The organism is Mixta hanseatica (assembly GCF_023517775.1).
In the GTDB taxonomy this organism is placed as follows: domain Bacteria; phylum Pseudomonadota; class Gammaproteobacteria; order Enterobacterales; family Enterobacteriaceae; genus Mixta; species Mixta hanseatica.
The window spans coordinates 2,648,502-2,673,624 of sequence record NZ_CP082904.1 but is presented as its reverse complement, the minus strand read 5'-3'; the positions used below and the strand labels follow the sequence as shown (position 1 = coordinate 2,673,624).

The following is a 25,123-nucleotide window of genomic DNA, read 5'->3' as shown; positions in this document are numbered from 1 at the left end:
GGTCAGCTATGCTTAAAGTCTGTGTAATTTGCGAGGGAGAGACAGACGATGGCAATGAAGACCAGCGATTTTTTTGTAGAGCGCCTGAAAGCGTGGGGCGTGACGCGGATTTACGGCTACCCAGGCGACGGCATCAATGGGGTGCTGGGCGCAATCCAGCGAGCGAATAAAGCGGGCGCCGGTATTGAGTTTATTCAGGTACGCCATGAAGAGATGGCGGCATTTATGGCCGCAGGCCATGCCAAATTTACCGGCGAGCTGGGCGTGTGCCTCTCTACCGGTGGCCCCGGTGCCACCCATCTGCTGACCGGCCTGTATGATGCCAAAATGGATCACGCGCCGGTGCTGGCCATTTCAGGTCAGGCGGAAACCACCTCCCGCGGCGCTAACTATCAGCAGGAGCTGAATCTCGATCGCGTCTTTTCTGACGTCGCTAATTTTGTGCAGGAAGCCGCAGCCCCGGCGCAGGTCCGCCACCTGGTCGATCGCGGCGTACGCATCGCGAAAGCGCAAAACGGCGTAGCGGTGCTGATTTTGCCGAAAGATTTGCAGGACGAACCCTGGCAGGCGCCGCAGCATGCCCACGGTTTCACCCATTCCGGTCCGGGCTATCAGCGGCCGAAAGTGGTGCCTTACGATGAGGATCTCCAGCGTGCCGCCGAGGTGCTTAACGCCGGTAAAAAAGTGGCCATCCTGATTGGATCGGGCGCGCGCGGCGCGGCGGTTGAAGTGGTGCAGGCGGCGAATCTGTTGGGCGCGGGCGTGGCGAAGGCGCTGCTGGGTAAAGATGTGCTGCCGGACGATGCGCCGTTTGTCACCGGTTCTATTGGCCTGTTGGGCACCAAACCCTCTTCGGAAATGATGAATAACTGCGACACGCTGTTGATGATCGGCAGCGGCTTCCCATGGACGGAGTTTCTGCCGGAAGAGGGCAAGGCGCGAGCGGTTCAAATCGATATCGACCCGTCAATGCTCGGCCTGCGTTATCCCTGTGAGGTACATCTGCATGGCGACGCGGCGGAAACGCTACGTGCGCTGCTGCCGCTGTTAAAACATAAAGACGATCGCAGCTGGCAGGAAGGGATTGCGCGCCAGGTTCAGGAATGGTGGCAGATAATGGAAGAGAGAGCGATGGCCCCGGCGAAGCCGGTTAACCCGCAGCGCGTGGTATGGGAAATGTCGCCACTGCTGCCGGAAGATGCCATTGTAACCTCCGATTCCGGCTCCTGTGCCAACTGGTTTGCGCGCGATTATCGGGTGAAACAGGGGCAGCGCGCTTCGCTCTCCGGCGGCCTGGCCTGTATGGGCGCGGCGGTGCCGTATGCCATTGCCGCTAAGTTCGCGTTCCCGCATAAGCCGGTCGTGGCGCTGGTGGGCGATGGCGCGATGCAAATGAATAACATGGCGGAGCTGATTACCATTCAGAAATACTGGCAAGGCTGGGGCGATGGTCGGCTGATTGTCTGCGTGTTTAATAACCAGGACCTGAATCAGGTCACCTGGGAGCAGCGCGTGATGGAAGGCAATCCGCGTTTTGAAGCCAGTCAGGATATTCCTAACGTCCATTATGCCGCTTTTGCCGAGATGCTCGGCCTGAAGGGCATTTTTGTTGACGATCCGGAGAAGCTCAGCGCCGCCTGGCAGGAAGCGCTTAGCAGCGACCGTCCGGTAGTGCTGGAAGTGAAGACCGATCCGGAAGTCGCGCCGCTGCCGCCGCATATCACCTTTAAGCAGGCGAAATCTTTTATGACTTCCATGCTGAAAGGCGATCGCGGCGCCGCCCAGGTGATTGGCGATACCGCCAGCCAGCTGTTGAATGAAGTATTACCGTCCAAAAAGAAATAACCTGAGTGTGTGGCAGGGTTTTTCCGGAAATAGCACAATGTCTCTATTTGGAAAAGCCTGAAAATATAAGGAAAACAACATGACGACAGAAACGCGCCCGGTATGGTTGATAACCGGCTGTTCTACCGGTTTTGGTCGCGAACTGGCTAAACAGGCCATTGAGCGGGGTTTTAACGTAGTGGTCACCGCCCGTGATGTGCAAAAAGTCGCGGATCTGGTGCCGGGCAAAGAACACCAGACGCTGGCGCTGGCACTTGATGTCACTAACAACGACAGTATTGATGGCGCGGTTAAGGCTGCGCTGGCGAAGTTCGGCACCATCGATGTGCTGGTCAATAATGCCGGCTATGGTTATCAGTCATCGGTGGAAGAAGGGGTTGAAGCGGAGATTCGCGCGCAGTTTGATGCCAACGTGTTTGGCCTGTTCGCGATGACGCGCGCGGTGCTGCCAGCGATGCGCAAGGCGCGACGCGGGCACATTATCAATATTACCTCGGTTGCGGGCCTGATTGGTTTCCCGGGATCCGGCTACTATGCCGCCAGCAAACATGCGGTAGAAGGCTGGTCCGATGCGCTGGCCGTCGAAGGTGCGCCGCTGGGCATTAAAGTCACCTGCGTTGAGCCTGGCCCGTTCCGTACCGACTGGGCCGGTCGTTCGCTCCACCAGACCGAGAACCGTCTCGAGGAGTATGCCGAAACCGCAGGGGCGCGAATGAAAAATACCGCAGGTTACAGCGGCAAACAGCCGGGCGATCCGCAGCGGCAATGATCGCCATTACTGAAAATGCGCATCCGCCGCGCCATCTGGTGATGGGCGCTTTTGGCTTCGAAGCGGTGACCAGTAAACTACGTGAACGGCTGGCGGAAATTGAAGCATGGCAGGAAACCACGCTTGGCACCGATTTTCCACAGTAAAGCGCCAGGTTAAGTGGAGAGCGGGGCGCTTGCCCCGCAATTTAGCTTGCCTGCCATCAGAGGAGAGGCGGGATCTTATCCCGCTTTACGCTTTTCCAGCATCAGGGCGATTTGATCAGAGGGCACAGCCTGGCTAAACAGATAACCCTGTAGCTGGTTACAGCCCGCTTCAGCCAGCGCCGACATCTGTCCATCAGTTTCCACCCCTTCCGCGGTAACGGTCAAACCCATCGCATGGCCCAGCCGCACCACGGATTCCACAATTGCCGTAGAGTTTTCCGCTACGCCCAGCGATTGAGTAAACGAGCGGTCGATCTTAATTTTATCCACCGGGAAGGTGCTTAAATAATTCAGGCTGGAGTAGCCGGTGCCAAAATCATCCAGCGCAATGCGGAAGCCGGCCTCACGTAGAGCGATGATGATGGCGCGCGCCTCACGCTCATCTTCAATTAATACCCCCTCGGTAATCTCCAGTTCGAGGCAGCGCGGATCGGCGCCTTCTATCTGCACGATCTCCTTAAAGCGCTGCACAAAACCCACGGCGCGAAACTGCAGCGGTGACACGTTAATTGCAATCGTCAGCGCTGGCCAGCGCAGCGACACCCGGCAAGCTTCACGCAATACCCATTCGCCAATCTGCAATATCAGCCCGGTTTCTTCGGCAATTGGAATAAATTCTGACGGGGCGATAAAACCTCGCTGCGCATGGTGCCAGCGCAGCAGCGCTTCAAAGCCTAAAACTTCTTTGCCCGATACGTCCATTAATGGTTGATACCAGACTTCCAGCCCCTGTTTCTGCTGCAGCGCATGGCGCAGATCGGCAGCAATCTGCTGACGCGTTTGCACCGACTCATCCATTGCGCGCGCAAAAAGACGATACTGCGCCCGTCCTTCGTTTTTCGCTTCATACAGGGCAATATCCGCCTTGCGCATCAACTCCTGGCGCTCCATGCCATCCTGCGGCGCGATGGCGACGCCGATACTGACGCCGATCCAGGCTTCACTGCCAAGCAGCGTATAGGGCTCCGCCAGCGCATCAATAATTCCCTGACACAGCGTATCGACTTTGCTGAGATCCTGAATATCTTCCAGCACAATCACGAACTCATCGCCGCCGATGCGTCCAACGGTATCTATATCGCGTAGCAGGGTGGTTAGCCGGTGAGAAACTTCAATAATTAAGTCGTCGCCGGCATGATGCCCATAGGTATCGTTGATATTTTTAAAGCGATCGAGGTCAAGCAACAGCAGCGCCGCCTGATTGCGATTGCGCGCGGCACGCGCCAGCGTCAGACGTTCATCGATTAACGCCCGATTGGGCAGCCCGGTAAGCACATCATGAAACGCCAGATGCTGCGCCTGGGCTTCGCTGGCGCCCAGCCGCAGCATCGATTGCGCCAGCCGCAGCCGCAGCCGCCACAGGCGATACATCATCACAATACAAACCAGCGTAGTTACCAACAGCACCGCGCCGACCAGCGGTATCAGCGTCTTTATCATTTGGCTGCCCGGCTGTTCCGGACGCCAGGCAAAATAGCCGGCGGAAAAACCGAGGCGCGACATAAGCTGAAAGCGCACCTGACCCGCAGGCGCAGGGTCATCGCCGATATAGTGTAAACCGTTAATCAGACTGCGCTGGGCCAGCGCATTAAGAAAGCCATCGTCAAGATATTTAACGCCGACCAGCCTGAAGCCGCTATCGATCTTCGCCGGGCCAATATCGCTGTAGGCCACCAGTGCTGCACGTCCGTTAATACGGGCATAGTCCACCGTATCCTGGACGCCGCGGCCGCCGTGCGAACGATCCTGACGCAGCAGCCAGGGAGCCAGCGCCTCTTCAAACGAAGACCAGTGTTGGTTATCAATGCGCTGGCCCTTCTGCCAGCTAATCATTATCTGGCCCGCCGGATCGAGAATAAAAATATCCTGATGGCCAAACATCTCAAACAGCCAGCGGCCAACATTATCATCCAGCCAGCGCGGGTCGACGTTGGGCTGCTGTAAATACTGCCCGAAAGGCGGCCAGTTAGTCAGGCTATGCAGCTGGCGTAAATGCTCGCTCATACTTTGGGAAAAGGCGGTTTTAATAATGTTCTCCTGCTGGACGACCGCCTCGCTATTATTATGTTTTGCTGTCCATACCAGACTGAAGCTGGCCGCACACCAGGTAATGAGCAATACCGCCGCTAAAGGAACCATAACTTCCCGAATAAATTCGCGTCGAAAACTGTCCGGGAGTTGATCTTTATTAAACATTCGCTCACTCATCCTGCCACTCTCTGTTAGTTAATTGTGACAGATAAAAAAGAATTTGCTCCCTGTCGCTCCTGGCGTAGCGGGGCATATTACCCGCTGAGCTAAAATTGTGAGGGCGGTCATGTTTCATTAGGTTTGCTAATTTTTTAAGCCTTCAGTTCTGTACTTAAGGCAAATTCATTGCGCTGCCACCGCCGCGTAACTCAACTGTCATCTGACCAGGGCACAGTGATCATCAGGCTGTATTTCATTCACGGCGGCAGAGCGAAGCGCGCGCGACCGTAGCGCCGTGCTGATATCGGTGGGCTGGTGCTGATACGTTCTGTTAACTATCCTCAATAAGCGCCTGTCTGCTTTACCACTATTGCCGGGGCAGCGCCGCAACCCCACCAGCGAACTTAACGCTTTAACATCTGGCGATAAATAACGGAGAAAAAATATGAGTTTACTGGCGAGCTTAAACCGCCCTGTAGTCGAGACGCAGCACGTGCTGCGCAGAATTTTAAAAGCGATGAACGAAGCGGGTGTGACCGTCATGTTGCCCTGCGCCCAACGCTGGGCTGGCCTTTCGCCGGCGGCTACCGCGCTGCTGATGACCCTGAGCGAAGCGGATACCCCGCTGTGGCTGGATGAACAACTGGATACGCCTGCGCTGCGCGAGTGCTTGCGTCAGGCAGGCAGCGCGCCGCTCAGCCATCAACAGCCTGCGGGCCTGCTATTGCTGCACAGCGACAGTAACCCTGATCTGCACGCTATCGCGACGGTGGGCGCCACGGTAATTCTGGAAGTGCCGGCGCTGAACGGCGGCCTGACGCTGCGCCTGCGTGGCCCGGGCATTCAGGAACGCCGGGCCGTCGCGCCGCAGCTGCCGTCAAAGGTAATTGAATTTTTACGTGATTGGCCGCTCAACGGGCAGGGCATTAACTTGATGCTGACCTGCGGCGATATGCTGATGGTGCTGCCGCGTAGCGCGCAGGTCGGCGTTTGCTGATTATTGATGATCCGGCATCGGCGTCTCTGCGCTGATGCGCAGACCGTCACGGTTAAATACCATGCAGTGTCGGGCAGCAAAAGCCAGACTCAGGTGCTGCCAGGGGCGGAAATGCACATCGCCCGGCAGTAGCGTTTTGAAACCATCGTGACCGTAACACTGCCCGAACAGGCAGGTATTATTTCCCAGCCGCTCCACCACCTCACAGTGAAAATCAACGCGCAGCGGCGCATCGCTGTTAACCTGCAAATGCTCCGGTCGAATGCCCAGCGTGACGCCATCGCCTGGCGCCACCGCCTGCGTTGGCGCGGGCAGCGCTAAGCGGCATGCGCTTCCCGCAATATTGACCAGTAGCTGTTGCGTATCGCAGCTTACTACCGTCGCTGGCAGAAAGTTCATTTTCGGTGAGCCGATAAAACCGGCTACAAAGCGGTTCACCGGGTTGTAATAGAGCGCCATCGGCGAGCCCGCCTGTTCCACCTTACCGTAATTCATCACCACAATTTTATCTGCCAACGTCATCGCCTCGACCTGATCGTGCGTAACATAAACCATGGTGGTTTTCAGCTCCTGATGCAGCCGGGCAATATGCAGGCGCATATCCACACGCAGCTCAGCATCCAGGTTGGAAAGCGGCTCATCAAACATAAACACCTGCGGATTACGTACGATCGCCCGGCCAATGGCTACGCGTTGACGCTGGCCGCCCGACAACTGCTTTGGCTTTCTGTCGAGCAGATGGGAAAGCTGCAGGGTTTTCGACACCATCTCCACCTGATGGCGGATGCGTTCTTTCGGCACGCCGTTGACCTTCAGACCGTAGCCCATATTTTCCGCCACCGTCATATGTGGATAAAGCGCGTAAGACTGAAACACCATCGCGACGCCGCGGTGAGCGGGCGCGACGTCATTCATCACCTCATCGCCGATCAGGATCTCGCCGTCGCTGATCTCCTCCAGTCCGGCAATCAGGCGCAGCAGCGTTGATTTGCCGCAGCCGGAAGGGCCGACAAAAACCGCAAACTCGCCGTCTTCAATATCCAGATGAATATTTTTTAACGTTTCGGTCTTGCCGAAGCGCTTCGCCACATTTCTCAGTCTGATGCTGGACATACGATCCTCATCGCTAAAGGGCGGCTCTGCTCTTTTTTGTACTACGTATAACAAAAAAGAGAAAAGAGCCGGTGAATTCAGTAAGCCGTGTAATGACTATAACGTTGGCGCAGACCATGCCCTATCAGCGTTTTTCAATTTTGTAAGAAAGATCACAGATTAGCGCGCCGAAGCTAGAGTTGGTCGTGGCTTAAGCGTAGCGTATAACATCTACGGATAACGGCTTCCTCTGCTCTACAGGCAGCGTAATCAGCAGCCCATGTTCGTTGAATCAGCAATATCGATGGCTGATAAAAACCAATAATGTAATACCTTCACATGAGGTTACCAATGAAGAAAAAGCACCTTGCTACGCTGGTTGTCTCTGCGCTGGCGCTAATGCAGAGCTACAGCGCCTGGTCTGCGGCACAACAGATTACGGTTTGGGAAGATATTAAAAAGTCGTCGGGTATTAAAACCGCTATCGTCGATTTCCAGAAACAGTATCAGGTGGAAGTGAAAGTGCAGGAGCTGCCTTTCGCCCAGCAGATTGAAAAGCTGCGTCTTGATGGCCCGGCAGGCATCGGCCCGGATGTATTGGTGATCCCGAACGATCAGCTTGGTAGCGCGGTAGTGCAGGGGCTGCTGGCGCCGCTGCCGCTAACGGCGGAAAAACAGGCCGCCTTTACTTCATCGGCGATCGCCGCCTTTACCCTCGATGGTCAGCTGTACGGCGTGCCGAAGGCGGTAGAAAGTCTGGTGCTGATTTATAACCGCGATTTAGTCGCCACGCCGCCGCAAACGCTGGATGAGTGGTACAGCTTCTCACGCCAGCAGCGCGAGCAGCAGCAGTACGGCCTGCTGGCTAAGTTCGATCAGCTCTATTACAGCTGGGGCGTGATCGGGCCGATGGGCGGCTACATCTTTAATAAAGATGCGCAGGGCAGCCTGAATACTCAGGATGTCGGCATTAACACCCCCGGTAGCATCGAGGCGGTGAGCTACCTGCAAAAATTCTGGCGTGACGGTCTGCTGCCGACGGGCATTCTTGGCGACAACGGACTCAACGCCATCGACTCGCTGTTTACCGAGAAGAAAGCGGCGGCGGTGATCAACGGTCCCTGGGCCTTCCAACCTTATCAGGCCGCCGGGATTAATTACGGCGTCGCGCCGCTGCCCACGCTGCCGAATGGCAAGCCGATGAGCTCTTTCCTTGGCGTGAAGGGCTATGTGGTGTCGACCTGGAGTAAGGATAAGGCGCTGGCCCAGCAGTTTATCGAGTTTATTAACCAGCCGCGCTACGCCAAAACACGCTTCCAGCAAACGCAAGAGATCCCGCCGATCGTCGCGCTGATGAACGATCCGCTGATTAAAGATGATGAAAAAGCCAACGCGGTGGCGGTGCAGTCGGCACGAGCCGTACCGATGCCGGGCGTACCGGAAATGCAGGAGGTCTGGGGGCCGGCCAATGCCGCGCTGGAGCTGAGCGCCTCCGGTAAGCAGACGCCGAAAGCGGCGCTGGATAATGCGGAAAAGCAGATCACCATGCAGATAGAAGCGATGCAGGCCAGTAATCAGTAACCATTCAAATCGGGAGGCGCGCCTCCCGTTGGCACGAGGGACAGGTTGTGATGATTTCATCCAGTGAAAATCTGGCGTTGGGCAAGCGAACGCGGCGTCATGCGCTGACCGCGCTGCTGCTGGCGCTGCTGCCGGGGTTCGGACAGTTTTATCATCGGCAGTGGGCTAAAGGGCTCTGCTTTCTGCTGCTGCTCTGCAGTTTTATCGGCGTCTTCCATGATTTTCTGCAGCATGGCCTGTGGGGGCTGTTTACCCTGGGCGAAGAGGTGCCGCGCGATAACTCCATCTTTTTGCTGGCGGAGGGGATCATTAGCCTGTTGGTGATCGCCTTCGGCGTCACGCTTTGGGGCATTTCGCTACGCGACGCCTGGGTTAACGGCAAAAAGCGCGATGAAGGGCAGCAACTGCACGGCCTGCGCCAGCAGTATCAGCTACTGCTGCGCGACGGCTTTCCCTATTTGTTGATCACCCCGGACTTTATTCTGCTGGTGTTTGTGGTGGTGTTTCCGATTCTGTTTGGCTTCGCCATCGCCTTCACCAACTATAACCTCTACCATACGCCGCCGGCGAAGCTGGTCTCCTGGGTCGGCTTCAAGAACTTCATTAATATTTTCACTCTCTCTATCTGGCGTTCGACCTTTTTCGACGTACTGCAATGGACAGTGGTCTGGACGCTGCTGGCGACCACTTTGCAGTGCACCGTAGGCGTGATGTTGGCGATTCTGGTTAACCAGAAAGATCTGCGCTTTAAGCCGCTTATCCGCACCGTTTTTATTCTGCCGTGGGCGGTGCCGGGCTTTGTCACCATTCTGGTGTTCGCCGGCATGTTCAACGACTCGTTTGGCGTGATCAATAACGCTATTCTCGACTTTTTCGGCATCGCGCCGAAAGCCTGGATGACCGATCCCTTCTGGAGCAAAACCGCGCTGATCCTGATGCAGACCTGGCTCGGTTTTCCGTTTGTCTTCGCCATGACCACCGGCGTGCTGCAGGCGATCCCGGACGATCTTTACGAGGCGGCGATTATGGATGGCGCCAGTCCCTTCACCCGACTGCGCACCATTACGCTGCCGCTGGTGCTGTACGCCATCGCGCCGATCATCATCACGCAATACACCTTCAACTTTAACAATTTCAACATCATCTATCTGTTTAACAATGGCGGCCCGGCGGTAGCGGGATCGAACGCGGGCGGCACCGATATTCTGGTGTCATGGATTTATAAGCTGACTATGTCCTCATCGCAGTACGCTATCGCCGCCACCATTACCATCCTGCTTTCGCTGTTTGTGGTTGGGCTGGCGCTGTGGCAGTTCCGCGCAACCCGCTCTTTTAAACAGGATGAGATGGCATAAGGGACAATCATGGCAAATCGAAGCATTAAACGGGAAAAATGGCTGCGCCTGTCGCTAAGCTGGCTGGTTGTGCTGCTGGTGGCGACCATTATTATCTATCCGCTGGTCTGGACGCTGGGCGCCTCGCTGAACGCGGGCAACAGCTTGCTGAGCAGCGCCATTATCCCGGAAAACGTCTCTTTTCAGCACTACGCCGATCTGTTTAACGGGACGGTGCCTTATCTCACCTGGTACTGGAATTCGATGAAAATCAGTTTCCTTACCATGGTGCTGACCATTATCAGCGTTAGCTGTACCGCCTACGCCTTTTCGCGCTTTCGCTTTAAAGGGCGGCAGAACGGACTGATGCTGTTCCTGCTGCTGCAAATGGTGCCGCAGTTTTCCGCATTGATCGCCATCTTTGTGCTCTCACAGCTGTTAGGACTGATCAACAGCCATCTGGCGTTGGTATTGATTTATGTCGGCGGCATGATCCCGATGAACACCTGGCTGATGAAAGGTTACCTGGATGCGATCCCGAAAGATCTGGATGAATCGGCGCGGATGGATGGCGCCGGCAATTTCCGCATCTTCATTGAGATCATTATGCCGCTTTCAAAGCCGATTCTGGCCGTGGTGGCGCTGTTCTCATTTACCGGGCCGCTGGGCGATTTCATTCTTTCCAGCACCATTTTGCGCTCGCCGGATCAGTACACGTTGCCGATCGGGCTCTATAACCTGGTGGCGCAGAAAATGGGCGCCAGCTACACCACGTATGCCGCCGGTGCGGTACTGATCGCGCTGCCGGTCGCTGTGCTTTATCTCGCGCTGCAGAAATATTTCGTTTCCGGCCTGACCTCAGGCAGTACTAAGGGATAACTATGACCATCAAACCCCTGTTGATCGCCCTGGCGCTGGCCTGGGCGACGGCGCCGCTCGCCCGGGCCGCCGATAATTTTATCAAAGGCGCGGATATTTCCACCCTGGCGGAAGTCGAGCGTCAGGGCGGCAAATTTTACAATGAGGCGCACCAGTCGCAGGATGCGATCGCCATCCTGCGGGCCAACGGCTTTAACGCTGTGCGCCTGCGCCTGTGGGTCGATCCTTATGACAGCGCCGGTAAGCCCTACGGCGGCGGCACCAACGATCTCGCCACCACGCTGGCCCTGGCGAAGCGCGCAAAAGCGCAGGGGATGCAACTGCTGCTGGATTTTCACTACAGCGATTTCTGGACCGATCCTGGTAAACAGTACAAGCCGAAAAGCTGGCAGGGCCTTAGCTTCACGCAGCTGCAAACCCGTCTGCACGATTATACGCGCGACACCATGCAGGCTTTTAAGGCGGCAGGCGTCACGCCGGATATGGTACAGATCGGCAATGAGATCAACAGCGGCATTCTCTGGCCGGAAGGCAAAAGCTGGGGCGAAGGCGGCGGCGAGTTCGACCGACTGGCGACGCTGTTGAAGGCGGCCATCAGCGGGCTGCGTGAAACGCTGGCGCGGCCTGATGAGGTGAAGATCATGCTGCATCTGGCTAAAGGCACCAAAAACGACGACTTCCGCTGGTGGTTCGATGAGATCACGCGCCGCGGAGTGCCCTTCGATCTGATCGGCCTGTCGATGTACACCTGGTGGGATGGCCCGATCTCTGCGCTGAAGGCCAATATGGACGATATCAGCCAGCGCTATCACAAAGATGTCATCGTTGTGGAAGCGGCCTACGCCTGGACGCTGGATAACTGCGACGCGGCGGAAAACAGCTTCCAGCAGAAAGAGCTGCAGGATGGCGGCTACCCGGCCAGCCCGCAGGGCCAGGCGGCATACCTACGCGATCTGCTGGGTGCGGTGCGTGCGGTGCCCGACGGGCGCGGCAAGGGAGTGTTTTACTGGGAACCTACCTGGATCGTCGCGCCGGGCAACACCTGGGCCACGCCGGTCGGCATGAAATATATCCACGACGAATGGAAACAGGGCAACGCGCGTGAAAACCAGGCGCTGTTTGACTGTCAGGGCAGGGTGCTGCCCTCGATTCACGTTTTCCGCTAATGCGCACCGACTCGATTAACCCTCACGTTTAAGGAATCTTTATGTTTAAATTTCCGCCGTTAAGCGCCAAGGTGAACGCCTTACTGCACGGTGCAGACTACAACCCGGAACAGTGGACGCAGACGCCGGGCATTATCGACGACGATATCGCCATGATGAAACAGGCGCATTGCAACGTGATGTCGGTGGGCATCTTTAGCTGGGCGAAACTGGAGCCGGAAGAGGGACGCTATGAATTCGCCTGGCTCGATCAACTGCTGGATCGGCTGCATCAGCAACACATTTATGTCTTCCTGGCGACGCCAAGCGGCGCGCGTCCCGCCTGGCTGTCGCAAAAATATCCGGAGGTGCTGCGTGTGGGGCGCGATCGGGTGAAGGCGCTGCATGGCGGGCGTCACAACCACTGTATGACTTCGCCGCTTTATCGGCAGAAGGTGCAGGCGATCAATACGCGGCTGGCGCAGCGCTATGCGCATCATCCGGCGGTTATCGGCTGGCATGTCTCTAACGAATATGGCGGCGAATGCCACTGCGATCTCTGTCAGCAGGCCTTCCGCGGCTGGCTGCAGCAGCGCTACGAGACGCTGGATAACCTCAACGAAGCCTGGTGGAGCACCTTCTGGAGCCACACCTACAGCGACTGGAGCCAGATAGTCTCACCGGCGCCGCATGGCGAAGGATCCATCCATGGTCTGAATCTGGACTGGCGGCGTTTTATGACCGCCCAGGTCACCGACTTCTGTGCTCAGGAGATCGTGCCGCTGAAGGCGGCCAATCCGGAGTTGCCCGCTACCACCAACTTTATGGAATATTTCTACGACTACGATTACTGGCAGCTGGCGCAGCCGTTGGATTTCATCTCCTGGGACAGCTATCCGCTGTGGCACAACGAGCGGGATGAGACGATACTCGCCTGCTATACCGCGATGTATCACGATCTGATGCGCACCCTGAAGCAGGGCAAACCCTTTGTGTTGATGGAATCGACGCCGAGCGCCACTAACTGGCAGCCGACCAGCAAGCTGAAAAAGCCCGGTATGCATATTCTTTCCTCGCTGCAGGCGGTAGCGCACGGGGCGGACGCGGTGCAATATTTCCAGTGGCGTAAAAGCCGCGGCTCGGTAGAAAAATTTCATGGCGCGGTGGTGGATCATGTTGGCCATATTGATACCCGCGTCGGGCGGGAGGTAAGCGAGCTGGGGCGGATTCTGGCCAGCCTGGCGCCGGTAGTCGGCAGCCGAATTGAGGCGCGGGTAGCAATTATTTTCGACTGGGAAAGCCGCTGGGCGATGGATGATGCGCAGGGGCCGCGTAACAGTGGACTGCACTATGAGCGTACCGTCGCAGAACACTATCGCGCCTTTTGGGAACTGGGCATTGCGGTTGACGTGATCAATGCCGACATCGATTTCAGCGGTTATCAACTGGTGATCGCCCCGATGCTCTATATGGTGCGCGACGGCTTTGCCCAGCGCGCGCAACATTTTGTGGAGCAGGGCGGCCAGTTTGTCGCGAGCTACTGGAGCGGCATCGTCAATGAGAGCGATCTCTGTCATCTTGGCGGCTTTCCCGGCCCGCTGCGCCCGATTCTGGGGATCTGGGCGGAAGAGATCGACTGCCTGACCGATAGCGAAACTAACGGCGTGCGCGGCGTGAGCGGCAACGAGCTGGGACTGAGCGGTCCATGGCAGGCGCGTGAACTGTGCGAACATATTCATCTGGAAGGCGCGACGGCGCTGGCGACCTACACCAGCGATTTTTACGCCGGTACGCCTGCCCTGACCGTCAATGCGCTGGGGCGCGGCAAAGCCTGGTATATCGCTTCGCGCAACGATCTGGCGTTCCACCGCGACTTTTACGGTGCCATTGCGCGGCAGCTTGCTTTACCGCGCGCGCTGGAGGCCGAGCTGCCGCCGGGGGTTACGGCACAGCGACGCGGCGAGGGCGAACAGGCGTTTATTTTTATCCAGAACTTTACCGGACATGCGCAACGCCTGCGTCTGCCGGGAACTTGCGTGGACAGGGTGAGCGGCGAAACCCTGCAGGACAATCTTGAGCTGCTTCCCTGGGGATGCCGTATCGTAAGCCCGCCGCTGAGCTAAACAGTTACGCTGTTCGTTATTGTTGCACCCTCGCCACGGCGAGGGTTTTTTATGCATCCTGTGCAGGCCCAAAAAAAAGGATAACCAGCGAAGGTTATCCAAAACGACCCAAAACAATAACAGCAGTGACAACGAAGACGCAGCGTAATGCGTTTACCACCAGGCCTCGACCTGGACGCCAACGTTCCAGGTATCGCTGGCGGTGCCGTCCTGGAAGCTTTGGCCCTGTTCGGAATCGTTCAGCCAGGAAGCAAACAGGCGTAGCTCAGGACGCGACATAAATTCCGGACCGGCAGCCAGGCCAAGCGCCAGCGTATATTTCTGACCAGCCTGCTTATAGTCACTGCCGTCTTTATGTTCCTCTTTCTGCCAGAAACTGCCCACTTCGCCAATGGCGCGTACATAGTCGGTGAACTGATACTGCGCGCGACCCACCAGCGAAAGCAGGTGGGTCTCATTAGTCTGCGCGCTGATATCTTGCGCCGCGCCCCAGGTAAAGACATGGTTAAAAGAGAGACGATCGGTCAGCGGCAACAGGCCGGTATTGATCACGCGATAGCCGCTGGCATCGTTGGTTTGATTCCACATGTCATACCAGCCGCCGCCCTGCGATACCATATTCTGCGCCAGTCCCTTGTTGGCGTACTGCAGAACAAATTTGTTGTAGCCGCCCCAGATATCCTGACTGATTTCGCCGGTCAGCATCACGGCATTGTCGGCATCATACAGGCCGCCATACTCTTTCTGCTTGTTAGTGGGGTTAGGAATGGCATAGTCGGCGCCAATTTCCACCCACGCGCCCTGCCAGGGCTTTAGTCCGGCATAGCGCACATCGATATAGTTGATATTAACGTCGTTATCGCCATCGACGCGGTAGTCCACATCGTTTGCATCGCCGCGCAGCCAGGCCAGCGAAATCGCGCCGGGGCCCAGCGTCAGGTTCTCAATACCGGCGCCGGAGCCGGAAATATTCCAGTATTTGGTATCGATAATATGCAGGTCATGACGCTGATAATAGCGTTTTCCGCCCCAGATCACCGCGTTAGGATCGCCCGGGATCAGGCCTTTGATCTGCAGGTTAAGCTGACGAAGACCAAACTCCACGTCATCATCCAGCGTGCTTTCATTATCATTGGATCCGTCAGAGACCATACTGACCATGGTGTCGATATAAAAACTGACGTCATTCTTTTTGTAGACTTCGCTGCCAAATTCCACTTCCCCGTAGGTATCGGATTCATTGCCCAGGCGGCCCAGCTTGTTTTTCTGCCACTCCTCCAGGCCGCCGTCACGCGATACGCCTATGCCGCCGCGCAAATAGCCGTGAAAATCGATGGAGTTAATAGCAGCAAACAGAGAAGGAGAGGCAAGAGCGGCGGCCAGCGCCACTGCCGCAGTGCGTAGCTTAATCATGGTTTCCTCGTTATTATTTGTAATACGTTCACAACGCAGCGACAGTAAACGGCAATCCTGTAATTTACGGCAATATGGATCTTGATATAATGTGATTAACTGCAAATAAAACGGTGTTTTTCGCTAAGATCGTTGAAGCGGATCACTAATCCTGTATTGTGAACGTATTACTTATACTGCTTTTAACATCGTAACGATGGCGGGGCGCAGCCAGAGTGTTAGAATCGAGAAAAACGTAACAAGGAAGCCAGTGATGAAGTCAAAAAGTGCCACTCTGGAGGATGTCGCGCGTCATGCCGGTGTCTCTTATCAGACCGTTTCGCGCGTGCTGAATAAGTCCGCAAACGTTTCTGACGCCACGCGGCGCAAGGTTGAACAGGCTATCGAAACGCTACGCTACGTGCCGAACCGGCTGGCGCAGCAGCTGGTTGGCAAGCAGAGCACCACGCTGGGGCTGGTGACCACTTCGCTGGCGTTGCATGCGCCTTCGCAGGTGGCAGCAGCAATAAAACGCTACGCCAATATGGCGGGCTATCAGGTACTGATTGCGATGATCGATGAGAACGTCAATCAAAGCCTGCAGGATTGCATCAACGAGTTGAAGTCACAGCTGGTAGATAAAGTCATTATTAACGCGCCGCTGGAAACCCAGGATGCTGAACAGATCGCTACTGACAATGATGATATTGTCTGTCTTTTTCTGGATGTCGATCCTTTCTGTTCAGTGTTTAACGTTTCCTTTAACCCGGCCGACGGTACGCGGGCCAGCGTTAAATATCTCTATGAACAGGGGCACCGCGAATTCGCCCTGCTGGCCGGGCCGAAAAACTCCGTTTCGGCTAATCTGCGCCTGAAAAGCTGGCTGGATACGCTGGCCAGCTACCGTCTGCGGCCGGTTAGCGTGATCCACGGCAGCTGGGATGCGCAAAGCGGCTATGCCGGCGCGCTACAGTTGCTACGTGAAACACCCCATTTCTCCGCGCTGCTGGTCGGTAACGATCAAATGGCGCTGGGCGTGCTGAGCGCGTTTCATCAGAACGGCGTGGCGGTGCCCGGACAAAAATCGATTATTGGCTATGACGATACCTATGAGAGCGCGTTTTTTCATCCGGCGTTGACCACGGTTTCGCTCGATCTTGACTTACAGGGCAGGGAGGCGGTTGAGCGGCTGCTTAGCCTGGGTGACGGTGGGCAAGGGCGATCGTCATCCATTCTGCCGGCCCGGCTGGTGATACGCAGCTCTACCGGGCCGTATGGTCAACCGCAGCAGGATCTGAAGCAGATAGCCGATGAGCTGCGTCTGATTGCCAGCCGTCTCGGGTAACCTCATCGCGCCATCCGGGCGGCTCCTTGTTTTGGTGCGCTGCGGTTTTTTGGTGCCCCTGGGTGGTGCAGGGGCGCATAACGTGTAAAGCAGGCTGAAGCCGCAGACGAAAAAGGCGGGCAGCGGCGGTGGCATAGCTCTTGCTAATCAGGAAGGCTCTTATGTTATTTCGGCAAGAGAAACCTCACGCAAGTGACGACGCTAACGCTACGAGAGAAGCAGCATGCTAGAAAAACTATTTCAATTAAAAGCACACCACACCACGGTGCGTACCGAAGTGATAGCGGGTCTCACCACCTTCCTGGCGATGGCCTATATCCTGTTTGTTAACCCGACCATCCTGAGCGCTACCGGGATGGATAAAGGCGCGGTTTTTGTCGCCACCTGTCTGGCGGCGGCGATTGGCTCGTTGTTGATGGGGCTGATCGCTAACTATCCGATTGCGCTGGCGCCGGGGATGGGGCTGAATGCTTTTTTCACCTATACCGTGGTGCTGCACATGGGCTACAGCTGGCAAATCGCGCTGGGCGCGGTGTTCCTGTCGGCGCTGATTTTCTTCGCCCTGTCGATTTTTAAAATTCGCGAATGGATTATCGCCAGCATTCCGCTGCCGCTGCGTTCCGGCATTGCCGCCGGTATCGGTCTGTTTCTGGCGATTATCGCCCTGCAGGGCGCAGGCGTAGTGATCGCTAATCCGGCGACGCTGGTGGGGCTGGGAGATGTCACTCAGCCCGGCCCGCTGCTGGCGATGCTGGGCTTTATTATTATTGTGGTGCTGGAGGCGCGACGCGTCACCGGCGCGGTGCTGATTGGCATACTGGTGGTGACCTTTATCTCGATGGGGCTGGGCCTGTCGCCCTTTGCCGGCGTGTTTTCCGCGCCACCCTCTATCGCGCCCACCTTTTTGCAGCTGGATATCAAAGGGGCGCTGGATGTGTCCTTGGTCAGCGTGATCTTCGCTTTTTTATTCGTCGATGTATTTGACAACTCCGGCACGCTGATCGGCGTGACCAAACGCGCCGGACTGGCGGATGAGCAGGGCAATATCCCCAAAATGGGCAAAGCGCTGATAGCTGATAGCGCCGCCGCGCTGTTTGGTTCGCTGCTGGGCACCTCTACCACCACCAGCTATATTGAATCGGCTGCGGGCGTCAGTGCCGGGGGCCGAACCGGGTTGACAGCGATAGTGGTGGCATTGCTGTTTATCCTCAGCCTGTTCTTTTCGCCGCTCGCCTCCAGCGTGCCAGCCTACGCGACCGCGCCTGCGCTGCTGTTTATCGCCGTGCTAATGACGGCCGGCCTGGCGGAAATCGACTGGAAAGATATTACCACCGCCGCTCCGGTCACCGTAACCGCTCTGACCATGCCGCTGACCTATTCGATCGCTAACGGCATCGCCTTTGGTTTTATCACCTGGACGCTGGTAAAGCTGCTAAGCGGTCGACGCCATGAGCTGAACGCGGCGCTGATTGTACTGTCGGTGCTGTTTGTGATTAAGCTAGGCTGGCTGAGCGCCTGATATCCGGGCCGCCCGCTGCGGCGGCCTATGTTATGCCCTCATCTATCCGCACTTATTTTCTGCGCCTGTTCTGATAACTTATCGCCGTTTACCCCTGTTTATCATCCAGCAATAAATTGATTTAAATCAGCAAAAATAACGCCTGGAAATGAGAAATTTAAATAAAAGGCGGTTTCGTGCTATATTTTACTCTAAACCGTAATTTATTAATTTAATGAGGCGCTGGAACAGGTCATTTTACTTACTGACACAGTGAAAAAATATGCTGAAAGGTAGTAAGAAATTTTTGTCAAACTTCTTCGTTATTGGTTTTATCTCGCCGATGGTTGCTTGCGAAACCCACTGGTGTAGCGAGCTGTAGCCCCGTTTATGCTTCTTTAACCACTGCGCATCCTGCGTGCCGGAATTTTAGCTCAGGCTATTTACCGGGCTGGTGGTTATCCATTCAATGAAATGAATTTTTTATGCAGATTTTTCTGTATAAGGCTTATTTTACCGATTTTTCGGTGATTTTTCGTAATTTTATCGTCTTGAGGGTTTAAAGATGAAATGTTGGTTGTTTTTGGCGATTTCCATTATCGCAGAAGTCTCGGGGACGCTCTCTATGAAATATGCCAGCCTGTATGGCGGCCAGGTTGGGCATCTGGTGATGTACGCTATGATCACGCTCTCTTATGTGGCGCTATCGGTGGCGATAAAACGTATTGCGCTAGGTGTAGCGTATGCGCTGTGGGAAGGGGTTGGCGTACTGTTGATTACGCTCTGTAGCGTGACTTTATTTGCCGAATCACTGCCGTTGATGAAAGCGCTGGGCCTGCTGGTGCTGGTTGCTGGTATCGTGCTACTTAATGGCGGCACCGACAAAGCCGACAAACAGAAACAGGAAAAGGAAAAGGGAGGCCTGCATGCAGCCGCTTAATGGGTGGCATATCGCCTTTTTAATGCTGGCGGTGGTGCTGGAGATCGCGGCGAATATCCTTCTTAAATACTCGGATGGTTTCCGCAAGCGGCTGCCGGGCATTCTGTCGCTGATGATGGTAATGGGCGCTTTTAGCGCGCTGGCGCAGGCGGTAAAAGGGATTGATCTGGCGGTAGCCTATGCGCTCTGGGGCGGCTTTGGCGTTATCGCGACGCTGGCAGCGGGCTGGATCTTATTTAAACAGCGTTTGCGCCCGCGCGGCTGGCTCGGCCTGTCTTTGTTGCTGGTTGGTATGGTGATGATCAAGCTGGCGTAAGGCCGGCCAATCGAAAAAAGACGCCCACCGGCGTCTTTTATGCCGGTTTAACGGAAAGGCGGCTCGTTAAAGGTGCGGAGCTTACGCGAGTGCAGCTTATCACCCTCGGCGCGCAGCAGTTCTACCGCGCGGATGCCGATTTGCAGGTGTTCGGAAATCGCGCCCTCATAAAAACGATTAGCCTGACCGGGCAGCTTAATCTCGCCGTGCAGTGGTTTATCGGAAACACATAGCATGGTGCCGTAGGGCACGCGAAAACGATAGCCCTGCGCGGCGATAGTGGCGCTCTCCATATCCACCGCAACCGCGCGGCTGAGATTAAAGCGCAGGGCAGAGGCTGAATAGCGAAGCTCCCAGTTACGATCGTCGGTCGTCACTACCGTACCGGTACGCAGCCGCATTTTTACCTCTTCGCCTGGCATTCCGCTGATCTCTTTGGTGGCGTCATACAGTGCGCGCTGTACCTCGGCGATGCTGGGGATCGGAATATCCGGCGGCAGTACCGCATCCAGCACGTGATCGTCACGCAGATAGGCATGGGCCAGCACATAATCGCCGATCTGTTGGCTTTCCCGCAGGCCGCCGCAGTGGCCGATCATCAGCCAGGCGTGCGGACGCAGCACCGCAAGATGATCGCAGATGGTTTTGGCATTTGATGGCCCCACGCCGATATTCACCAGCGTAATGCCACGCTGATTCGGTGAGATCAGATGCCAGGCGGGCATTTGATGTTTTTTCCATGCCAGATCGGAAAGCGCGGCTTCGGCATTTTCCGTCTCTTTGGTGATCAGCGCGCCGCCAGCGCAGGAGAGCGCGGTATAGGGGCTGTTTTCATCCTTAATCTGCTCACAGGCCCAGCGGACAAACTCATCCACATAGCGGGTATAGTTGGTAAACAGCACAAAGGGTTGGAAATGCTCTGGCGGCGTGCCGGTGTAATGCCGTAGACGCGCCAGCGAAAAATCGGTACGCAAAGCGTCGAAATGGCTCAGGGGGAAGATGCTGGTGGTGTTAAAAATGCCGTCGGCGGTTTCATCGCCAATATTCGCCAGATCGGTGCCTGGAAAATGCTTCGCCAGCGCGCTGCTCATGGAGCGGTCCAGCCCAAAATCGGCGCCGTCGATCACGTAAGGGAAAGGGATCTCCTGGCGCGAAGGACCTACGGCTATCGTGACTTCGTAATCACGTTCGATAACTGCCAGCTGCTCGCGCAGATAATGGCGCAGCAGCTCCGGGCGGGTAATTGTGGTGGCATAGCTGCCGGCATGGCTGAATCGTCCCCATGCCCGGCTGCGGTTTTTCTGTGGCGAGGCGCCGTCCCAGCTGATACGCAGCTCCGGGTAGACGAACAGCCCATTAGCGCGCGCCTGCGGATCCGGCAGCGTGCCATCCTCAACAAAGGCTTTAATAGCGTCACGCAGGGCGCTTACCGCCTGGTAATAGAGCGCATCCAACTGCTCCAGCGCCTGCGCCGTATTCAATCCATTAGCGAAATGGTCGTTAGCCATTTTTTCTCCTCAGGTTTTCAGCTTTGCGTTGCACTATAGCTTAGAACCATTTCGCCAGAGACGTTATTCAGCTAACATTTTCTCCAGAGTAATCGGCAGATCGCGGATGCGCTTGCCGGTGGCGTGAAACACCGCGTTACTGATGGCAGCCGCCACGCCGACGATGCCCAACTCGCCTACCGCTTTGCCGCCGAGCGCGCTGGCCTGATAGTCCGGCTCGCCAACGTTAATCACTGTCATATCCGGGATATCGGCGTTAACCGCCACCAGATAGTCCGCCAGGCTGGCGTTCAGCACGCGACCATTATCATCATCGATCAATCCTTCTTCCAGCAGCGCCTGACCAATCCCCATGACCATCGCGCCAACCCACTGACTTTCGGCCAGTTTCGGGTTGTACAGGCGGCCGCTGTCGAAAGCGCCGACGATACGGCGCACCCGCACGGTGCCGAAATCTTCATCCACCGCCACTTCGACAAAAACAGCGCTCCAGCTGTGGGCTGAAAAGCCGCCGGAGGTGGGTGGGATCATTTTCGATGAGGTGCGGTCTGCCGCATTGCGATCTTCCTGCGTTGCGTCCGACGGGAAGGTGTCCGCCTGCACCTCCAGCGTTTCCCGCCCGGCGACGCGCAGCAGATCGGCAAAACTCAGGCTGCTGCCCGGCTGGCTGAATAGCCGCAGTTGGCCCTCCGCCAACATCACATCTTCGCGTCTGGCACCGAACAGCGGCGATTCTGCGCTGCCGATCGCCAGCGTAATCAGTTCCTCGCGCAGTTTCAGCGCGGTTTTATACACGGCGGCGGTCAGCAGATTCGCCAGCTGCGAGCCGCCGGCGACCGGCGCACGCGGCAGGTTGGTATCGCCCAGCAGCACATCGATATGTTCTGATGGCACGCTCAGCACGTCGGCGGCGGTTTGCGCCAGAATAGTATAGGTGCCGGTGCCGATATCCGCGCCGCTGCTGCGTACCTGCAGCGTGCCATCCTGGCGCAGCGTGATCCCCGCTTCGCCCGGCGTGCGGCGTACCGGATAGCTGCCCGACGCCATGCCCCAGCCGATGCGCTGACGGCCTTCGCGCAGCGTACCCGGCTCCAGCGGACGCTGTGACCAGCCGAACGCCTGCGCGCCGGCGGCATAAGCCTCGCGTAGCCGACGTGAACTCCACGGCAGCCTGGCCTGCGGATCTTCTTCAGCGTAGTTGCGCAGGCGAAACGCCAGCGGATCGAGTTTTAGCGCCCAGGCCAGCTCGTCTATCGCCACTTCCAGCGCCCAGCAGCTGGGGTTTTCGCCCGGCGCGCGCATCCAGCCGGGATTAACGGTGTTGACCGGTACCAGCCGATGGCGGGAATAAAAATTAGGTACCGCATACATCAGCGCGGTAACTGAGTTACAGGGCTCCAGATGCGTATCTTCCCGGGCGGTTTCGTTCCAGCTTTCATGAATAATCGCCTGAAGTTTGCCCTCGCTGTTGGCCGCCAGCGTCAGCTGCTGATGGGTACGGGGACGGCCGCCGAAGCCGGTGAAAGTTTGTCCGCGCGTGAGCACCAGCTTGACCGGACGGCCCAGCTCTCGTGAGGCGGCGCAGGCCAGCGCCGAGTGGGGCTGAATGCCGCCTTTCGAACCGAAGCCGCCGCCGGTAAACGGCGACAGCACGCGTACTTTATCGATATCGATCCCCATCCACTGCGACACTACGCTGCGCGCGCCGCCGACCCACTGACTTGGCTCCCACAGCGTCAGCTCTCCGTCGCGCCAGTCGGCGATACAGCCGTGCAGCTCTATCGGCAGATTATATTCGCGCGGGGTAGTATAGGTGCCGCTAATCGAGACGCTCGCCTGCTGTAGCGCCTGTTGGGCGTCGCCCCACTCAACGTCCAAATCCTCTACCGGCTTAGGCTGCGCCAGAGGATCGGTGGGATGGATAATCGCCGGTTGTACCACGTACTCAATATGAATGCTGGCCGCTGCGGCCTTCGCCTGTTCCAGCGTTTCCGCGACGACCAGCGCCACGTGCTGCCCGTTCCAGCGCACGCGCGGACTTTGCAACGGCACAAAAGATTGCGCCGCCGCGCCGCCGCTGGCAAAAGTGGCGGCAGGATGAATGGTCAGCCCGCTTTCATGCGTGTAAACCGCCAGCACGCCCGGCATTTGACGCGCCTTTTCGCTATCAATATGGCTGATTTCCCCTTCGGCAATCGAAGATTGCACCACCACCGCATGACACAGATTCTCTACTGGATGGTCGACGGCGTAGCGCGCCAGTCCCTGAATTTTTAGCTTGCCGTCGGCGCGCTCACGACGCGCGCCCAGCCCCTGAAGCGCATCGGCAGCGGGGCCGAGGTTATTCCGTTTAATAGTCTCGCTCATGCTATGCCTCCCGCGTTCAGCAACGCCCGCACGATAACGCGTGGCGCCAGCGTAATCTTATAACCGTTATGCGCCAGCGCGCTGGCTTCCTGCATTGCCAGCGGCGCCAAATCGCGCAGCTGCTGCTCGTTAAAGGGTTTTCCCTGCAGTGCCTGTTCCAGCGCGCGCAGACGCCAGGGTTTGGTGGCGACGCCGCCCAGCGCAATGCGGACCTCGCGCAGCGTAACGCCATCCTCCTCCAGCTCCAGCCCGACGGCAGCGCTGGCGGCGGCGAATTCATAGGCACTGCGATCGCGTACTTTCAGATAGTGCGAGCGCTGCAGGGCGGCGGTTACCGGGATCTCTACGGCGGTAATGATTTCACCGGCATGTAAATCCTGTTCCTGGTCGGGACGATCGCCCGGCAGCAGTAAAAAGTCTTCAACCGTGACGCAACGTTCACTGCCGTCCAGCGCTTGCAGCCGCAACGTGGCATCAAACGCGGTCAGCGTTACCGCCAGATCGCCTGGATAGACGGCAACGCACTGTTCGCTGTTGCCGAGTACCGCATGATCGCGATTTATGCCGTTACGGGCGGCGCAGCCGGAACCCGGCTGGCGTTTGTTACAATTTTGATAGCCGCGCGGATCGCGAAAATAGTTGCAGCGCGTACGCTGCATAATATTGCCGCCGATGGTCGCCATATTACGCAACTGGGCGGAGGCGGCGCCGGTCAGGCTTTGAATCAAGGCGGGCGCAATGCTTTGCAATCTTTCGTGTTGCGCTACCTGGCTCATTTTGCACAGGCTGCCGATACGGATAACGTCATCTTCCAGGTCAATAGCCGACATGCCGGTTAGCGAGGTAATATCGACCAGCCGGTCAGGCTGCTCGACGTCACATTTCATCAGGTCGATAAGGGTGGTGCCGCCCGCGAGGAAGCGGCTTCCCGGTACGCTGGTGGCGGCTGTGGCGCTGGCGATCGCTTCGGCGCGCAGATAGTCAAATTCTCTCATGCGGTCTGCTCCTGTTGTAGCTGCGCCGCCGCCTCGCGCACTGCCGCGACAATGTAGGGATAGGCGCCGCAGCGGCAGATATTGCCGCTCATATATTCCCGGATTTCGTCGTCGCTGTTGGCATGGCCTTCATTAATACAGGCCACGGCAGACATGATCTGGCCCGGCGTACAGTAGCCGCACTGGAAGGCGTCATGACGTAAAAAAGCAGCCTGCACCGCATGCAGCGTTTCATCCGGTCCAGCCAGCCCTTCAATGGTGGTGATCTCATGTCCTTCCGCCTGCGCCGCCAGCGTCAGGCAGCTTAATACCCGTTCACCGTCGATATGCACGGTACAGGCGCCGCACTGGCCGTGGTCGCAGCCTTTTTTTGCGCCTGGCAGGTTAGCGTGTTCACGCAGGGCATCAAGAAGGGTTACGCGCGCGTCAAGCGCCAGGGGATGTTCTTTGCCGTTAATACGCAGGCGCATTACTCGTTGCTGAGCCATAGCGGTCTCCCGTTACAGGGTGAAAGGATGGCAGCAGCCGTGGCGCTTCAGCGCCTGGCAGCACTGCCCACATTGCGTTAAACAAAAAGTGCAGAGCAGGCCGCTACGATGAC

18 protein-coding genes and 1 pseudogene are annotated in these 25,123 nt (G+C 57.0%); 12 read left to right on the top strand and 7 right to left on the bottom strand.

All coding sequences use genetic code 11. The features are described from left to right. Positions 1-48 precede the first annotated feature (48 nt). Both K6958_RS12885 and K6958_RS12880 read left to right on the top strand, forming a co-directional pair. Positions 49-1,845, top strand: a complete 1,797-nt coding sequence (locus K6958_RS12885; RefSeq protein WP_249891472.1) for a thiamine pyrophosphate-requiring protein — start codon at positions 49-51, stop codon at positions 1,843-1,845. Between the two features lie 79 nt (positions 1,846-1,924). After that, positions 1,925-2,760: pseudogene (locus K6958_RS12880) on the top strand (oxidoreductase). Positions 2,761-2,835: 75 nt separating this feature from the next. Here the strand turns inward: K6958_RS12880 and K6958_RS12875 are convergent. Continuing rightward, complete coding sequence (locus tag K6958_RS12875; RefSeq protein ID WP_249891471.1) at positions 2,836-5,016, bottom strand: putative bifunctional diguanylate cyclase/phosphodiesterase; 2,181 nt, start codon at positions 5,014-5,016, stop codon at positions 2,836-2,838. A gap of 439 nt (positions 5,017-5,455) precedes the next feature. On the opposite strand from K6958_RS12875, the gene phnH reads away from it, so the two are divergent. Further along, positions 5,456-6,007 carry a phosphonate C-P lyase system protein PhnH gene (phnH, locus tag K6958_RS12870; RefSeq protein WP_249891470.1) on the top strand — a complete coding sequence of 184 codons (552 nt, stop codon included), beginning with the start codon at positions 5,456-5,458 and terminating at the stop codon, positions 6,005-6,007. Here the strand turns inward: phnH and K6958_RS12865 are convergent, their stop codons facing one another. Beyond that, positions 6,008-7,120 (bottom strand): ABC transporter ATP-binding protein, encoded by a 1,113-nt coding sequence (locus K6958_RS12865; RefSeq protein ID WP_249891469.1) that lies wholly within the window; start codon positions 7,118-7,120, stop codon positions 6,008-6,010. Positions 7,121-7,450: 330 nt separating this feature from the next. Between K6958_RS12865 and K6958_RS12860 the strand changes: the two genes are divergently transcribed. The 5 genes from K6958_RS12860 to K6958_RS12840 are packed head-to-tail and all read left to right on the top strand — an operon-like array spanning position 7,451 to position 14,161. Then, positions 7,451-8,680 carry an extracellular solute-binding protein gene (locus K6958_RS12860; RefSeq protein ID WP_249891468.1) on the top strand — a complete coding sequence of 410 codons (1,230 nt, stop codon included), beginning with the start codon at positions 7,451-7,453 and terminating at the stop codon, positions 8,678-8,680. A 47-nt stretch (positions 8,681-8,727) separates the two neighbouring features. Next, on the top strand, positions 8,728-10,035 hold the full coding sequence (locus K6958_RS12855) for a carbohydrate ABC transporter permease (protein ID WP_249891467.1): 1,308 nt from the start codon (positions 8,728-8,730) through the stop codon (positions 10,033-10,035). 9 nt (positions 10,036-10,044) lie between these two features. Next, the gene (locus K6958_RS12850; protein WP_434085163.1) at positions 10,045-10,893 is read left to right on the top strand and encodes a sugar ABC transporter permease; all 849 of its coding nucleotides are present in this window, start codon (positions 10,045-10,047) and stop codon (positions 10,891-10,893) included. A gap of 2 nt (positions 10,894-10,895) precedes the next feature. After that, the gene (locus K6958_RS12845) at positions 10,896-12,059 is read left to right on the top strand and encodes a glycoside hydrolase family 53 protein (protein ID WP_249891466.1); all 1,164 of its coding nucleotides are present in this window, start codon (positions 10,896-10,898) and stop codon (positions 12,057-12,059) included. Between the two features lie 41 nt (positions 12,060-12,100). Beyond that, positions 12,101-14,161 (top strand): beta-galactosidase, encoded by a 2,061-nt coding sequence (locus tag K6958_RS12840; protein WP_249891465.1) that lies wholly within the window; start codon positions 12,101-12,103, stop codon positions 14,159-14,161. 153 nt (positions 14,162-14,314) lie between these two features. Here K6958_RS12840 and K6958_RS12835 read toward each other — a convergent pair whose 3' ends face one another. Continuing rightward, positions 14,315-15,574 (bottom strand): maltoporin, encoded by a 1,260-nt coding sequence (locus K6958_RS12835; protein ID WP_249891464.1) that lies wholly within the window; start codon positions 15,572-15,574, stop codon positions 14,315-14,317. 253 nt (positions 15,575-15,827) lie between these two features. Between K6958_RS12835 and K6958_RS12830 the strand changes: the two genes are divergently transcribed. The 4 genes from K6958_RS12830 (at position 15,828) to mdtI (ending at position 19,652) form a co-directional block, all read left to right on the top strand. Then, positions 15,828-16,898: a LacI family DNA-binding transcriptional regulator gene (locus K6958_RS12830; RefSeq protein ID WP_249891463.1), complete on the top strand. Its 1,071-nt coding sequence runs from the start codon at positions 15,828-15,830 to the stop codon at positions 16,896-16,898. A gap of 223 nt (positions 16,899-17,121) precedes the next feature. After that, on the top strand, positions 17,122-18,417 hold the full coding sequence (locus K6958_RS12825) for an NCS2 family permease (protein ID WP_249891462.1): 1,296 nt from the start codon (positions 17,122-17,124) through the stop codon (positions 18,415-18,417). A gap of 544 nt (positions 18,418-18,961) precedes the next feature. Next, complete coding sequence (mdtJ, locus tag K6958_RS12820; protein ID WP_249891461.1) at positions 18,962-19,336, top strand: multidrug/spermidine efflux SMR transporter subunit MdtJ; 375 nt, start codon at positions 18,962-18,964, stop codon at positions 19,334-19,336. Further along, a complete protein-coding gene (mdtI, locus tag K6958_RS12815; protein ID WP_249891460.1) occupies positions 19,323-19,652 on the top strand; it encodes a multidrug/spermidine efflux SMR transporter subunit MdtI in 330 nt (109 codons plus the stop codon). Before mdtJ ends, mdtI begins: the two co-directional genes overlap by 14 nt. Positions 19,653-19,699: 47 nt before the next feature. Here the strand turns inward: mdtI and K6958_RS12810 are convergent, their stop codons facing one another. From K6958_RS12810 to K6958_RS12795, 4 genes are all read right to left on the bottom strand, one after another. Beyond that, entirely contained in the window at positions 19,700-21,160 is a 1,461-nt protein-coding gene (locus K6958_RS12810) for an AMP nucleosidase (protein WP_249891459.1), read from the bottom strand. A 63-nt stretch (positions 21,161-21,223) separates the two neighbouring features. Continuing rightward, the gene (locus K6958_RS12805) at positions 21,224-23,527 is read right to left on the bottom strand and encodes a xanthine dehydrogenase family protein molybdopterin-binding subunit (protein WP_249891458.1); all 2,304 of its coding nucleotides are present in this window, start codon (positions 23,525-23,527) and stop codon (positions 21,224-21,226) included. After that, positions 23,524-24,522, bottom strand: a complete 999-nt coding sequence (locus K6958_RS12800) for an FAD binding domain-containing protein (RefSeq protein ID WP_249891457.1) — start codon at positions 24,520-24,522, stop codon at positions 23,524-23,526. The genes K6958_RS12805 and K6958_RS12800 overlap by 4 nt, the downstream gene beginning before the upstream one ends. Then, the gene (locus K6958_RS12795; protein WP_249891456.1) at positions 24,519-25,010 is read right to left on the bottom strand and encodes a (2Fe-2S)-binding protein; all 492 of its coding nucleotides are present in this window, start codon (positions 25,008-25,010) and stop codon (positions 24,519-24,521) included. The genes K6958_RS12800 and K6958_RS12795 overlap by 4 nt, the downstream gene beginning before the upstream one ends. Positions 25,011-25,123: the final 113 nt, after the last annotated feature.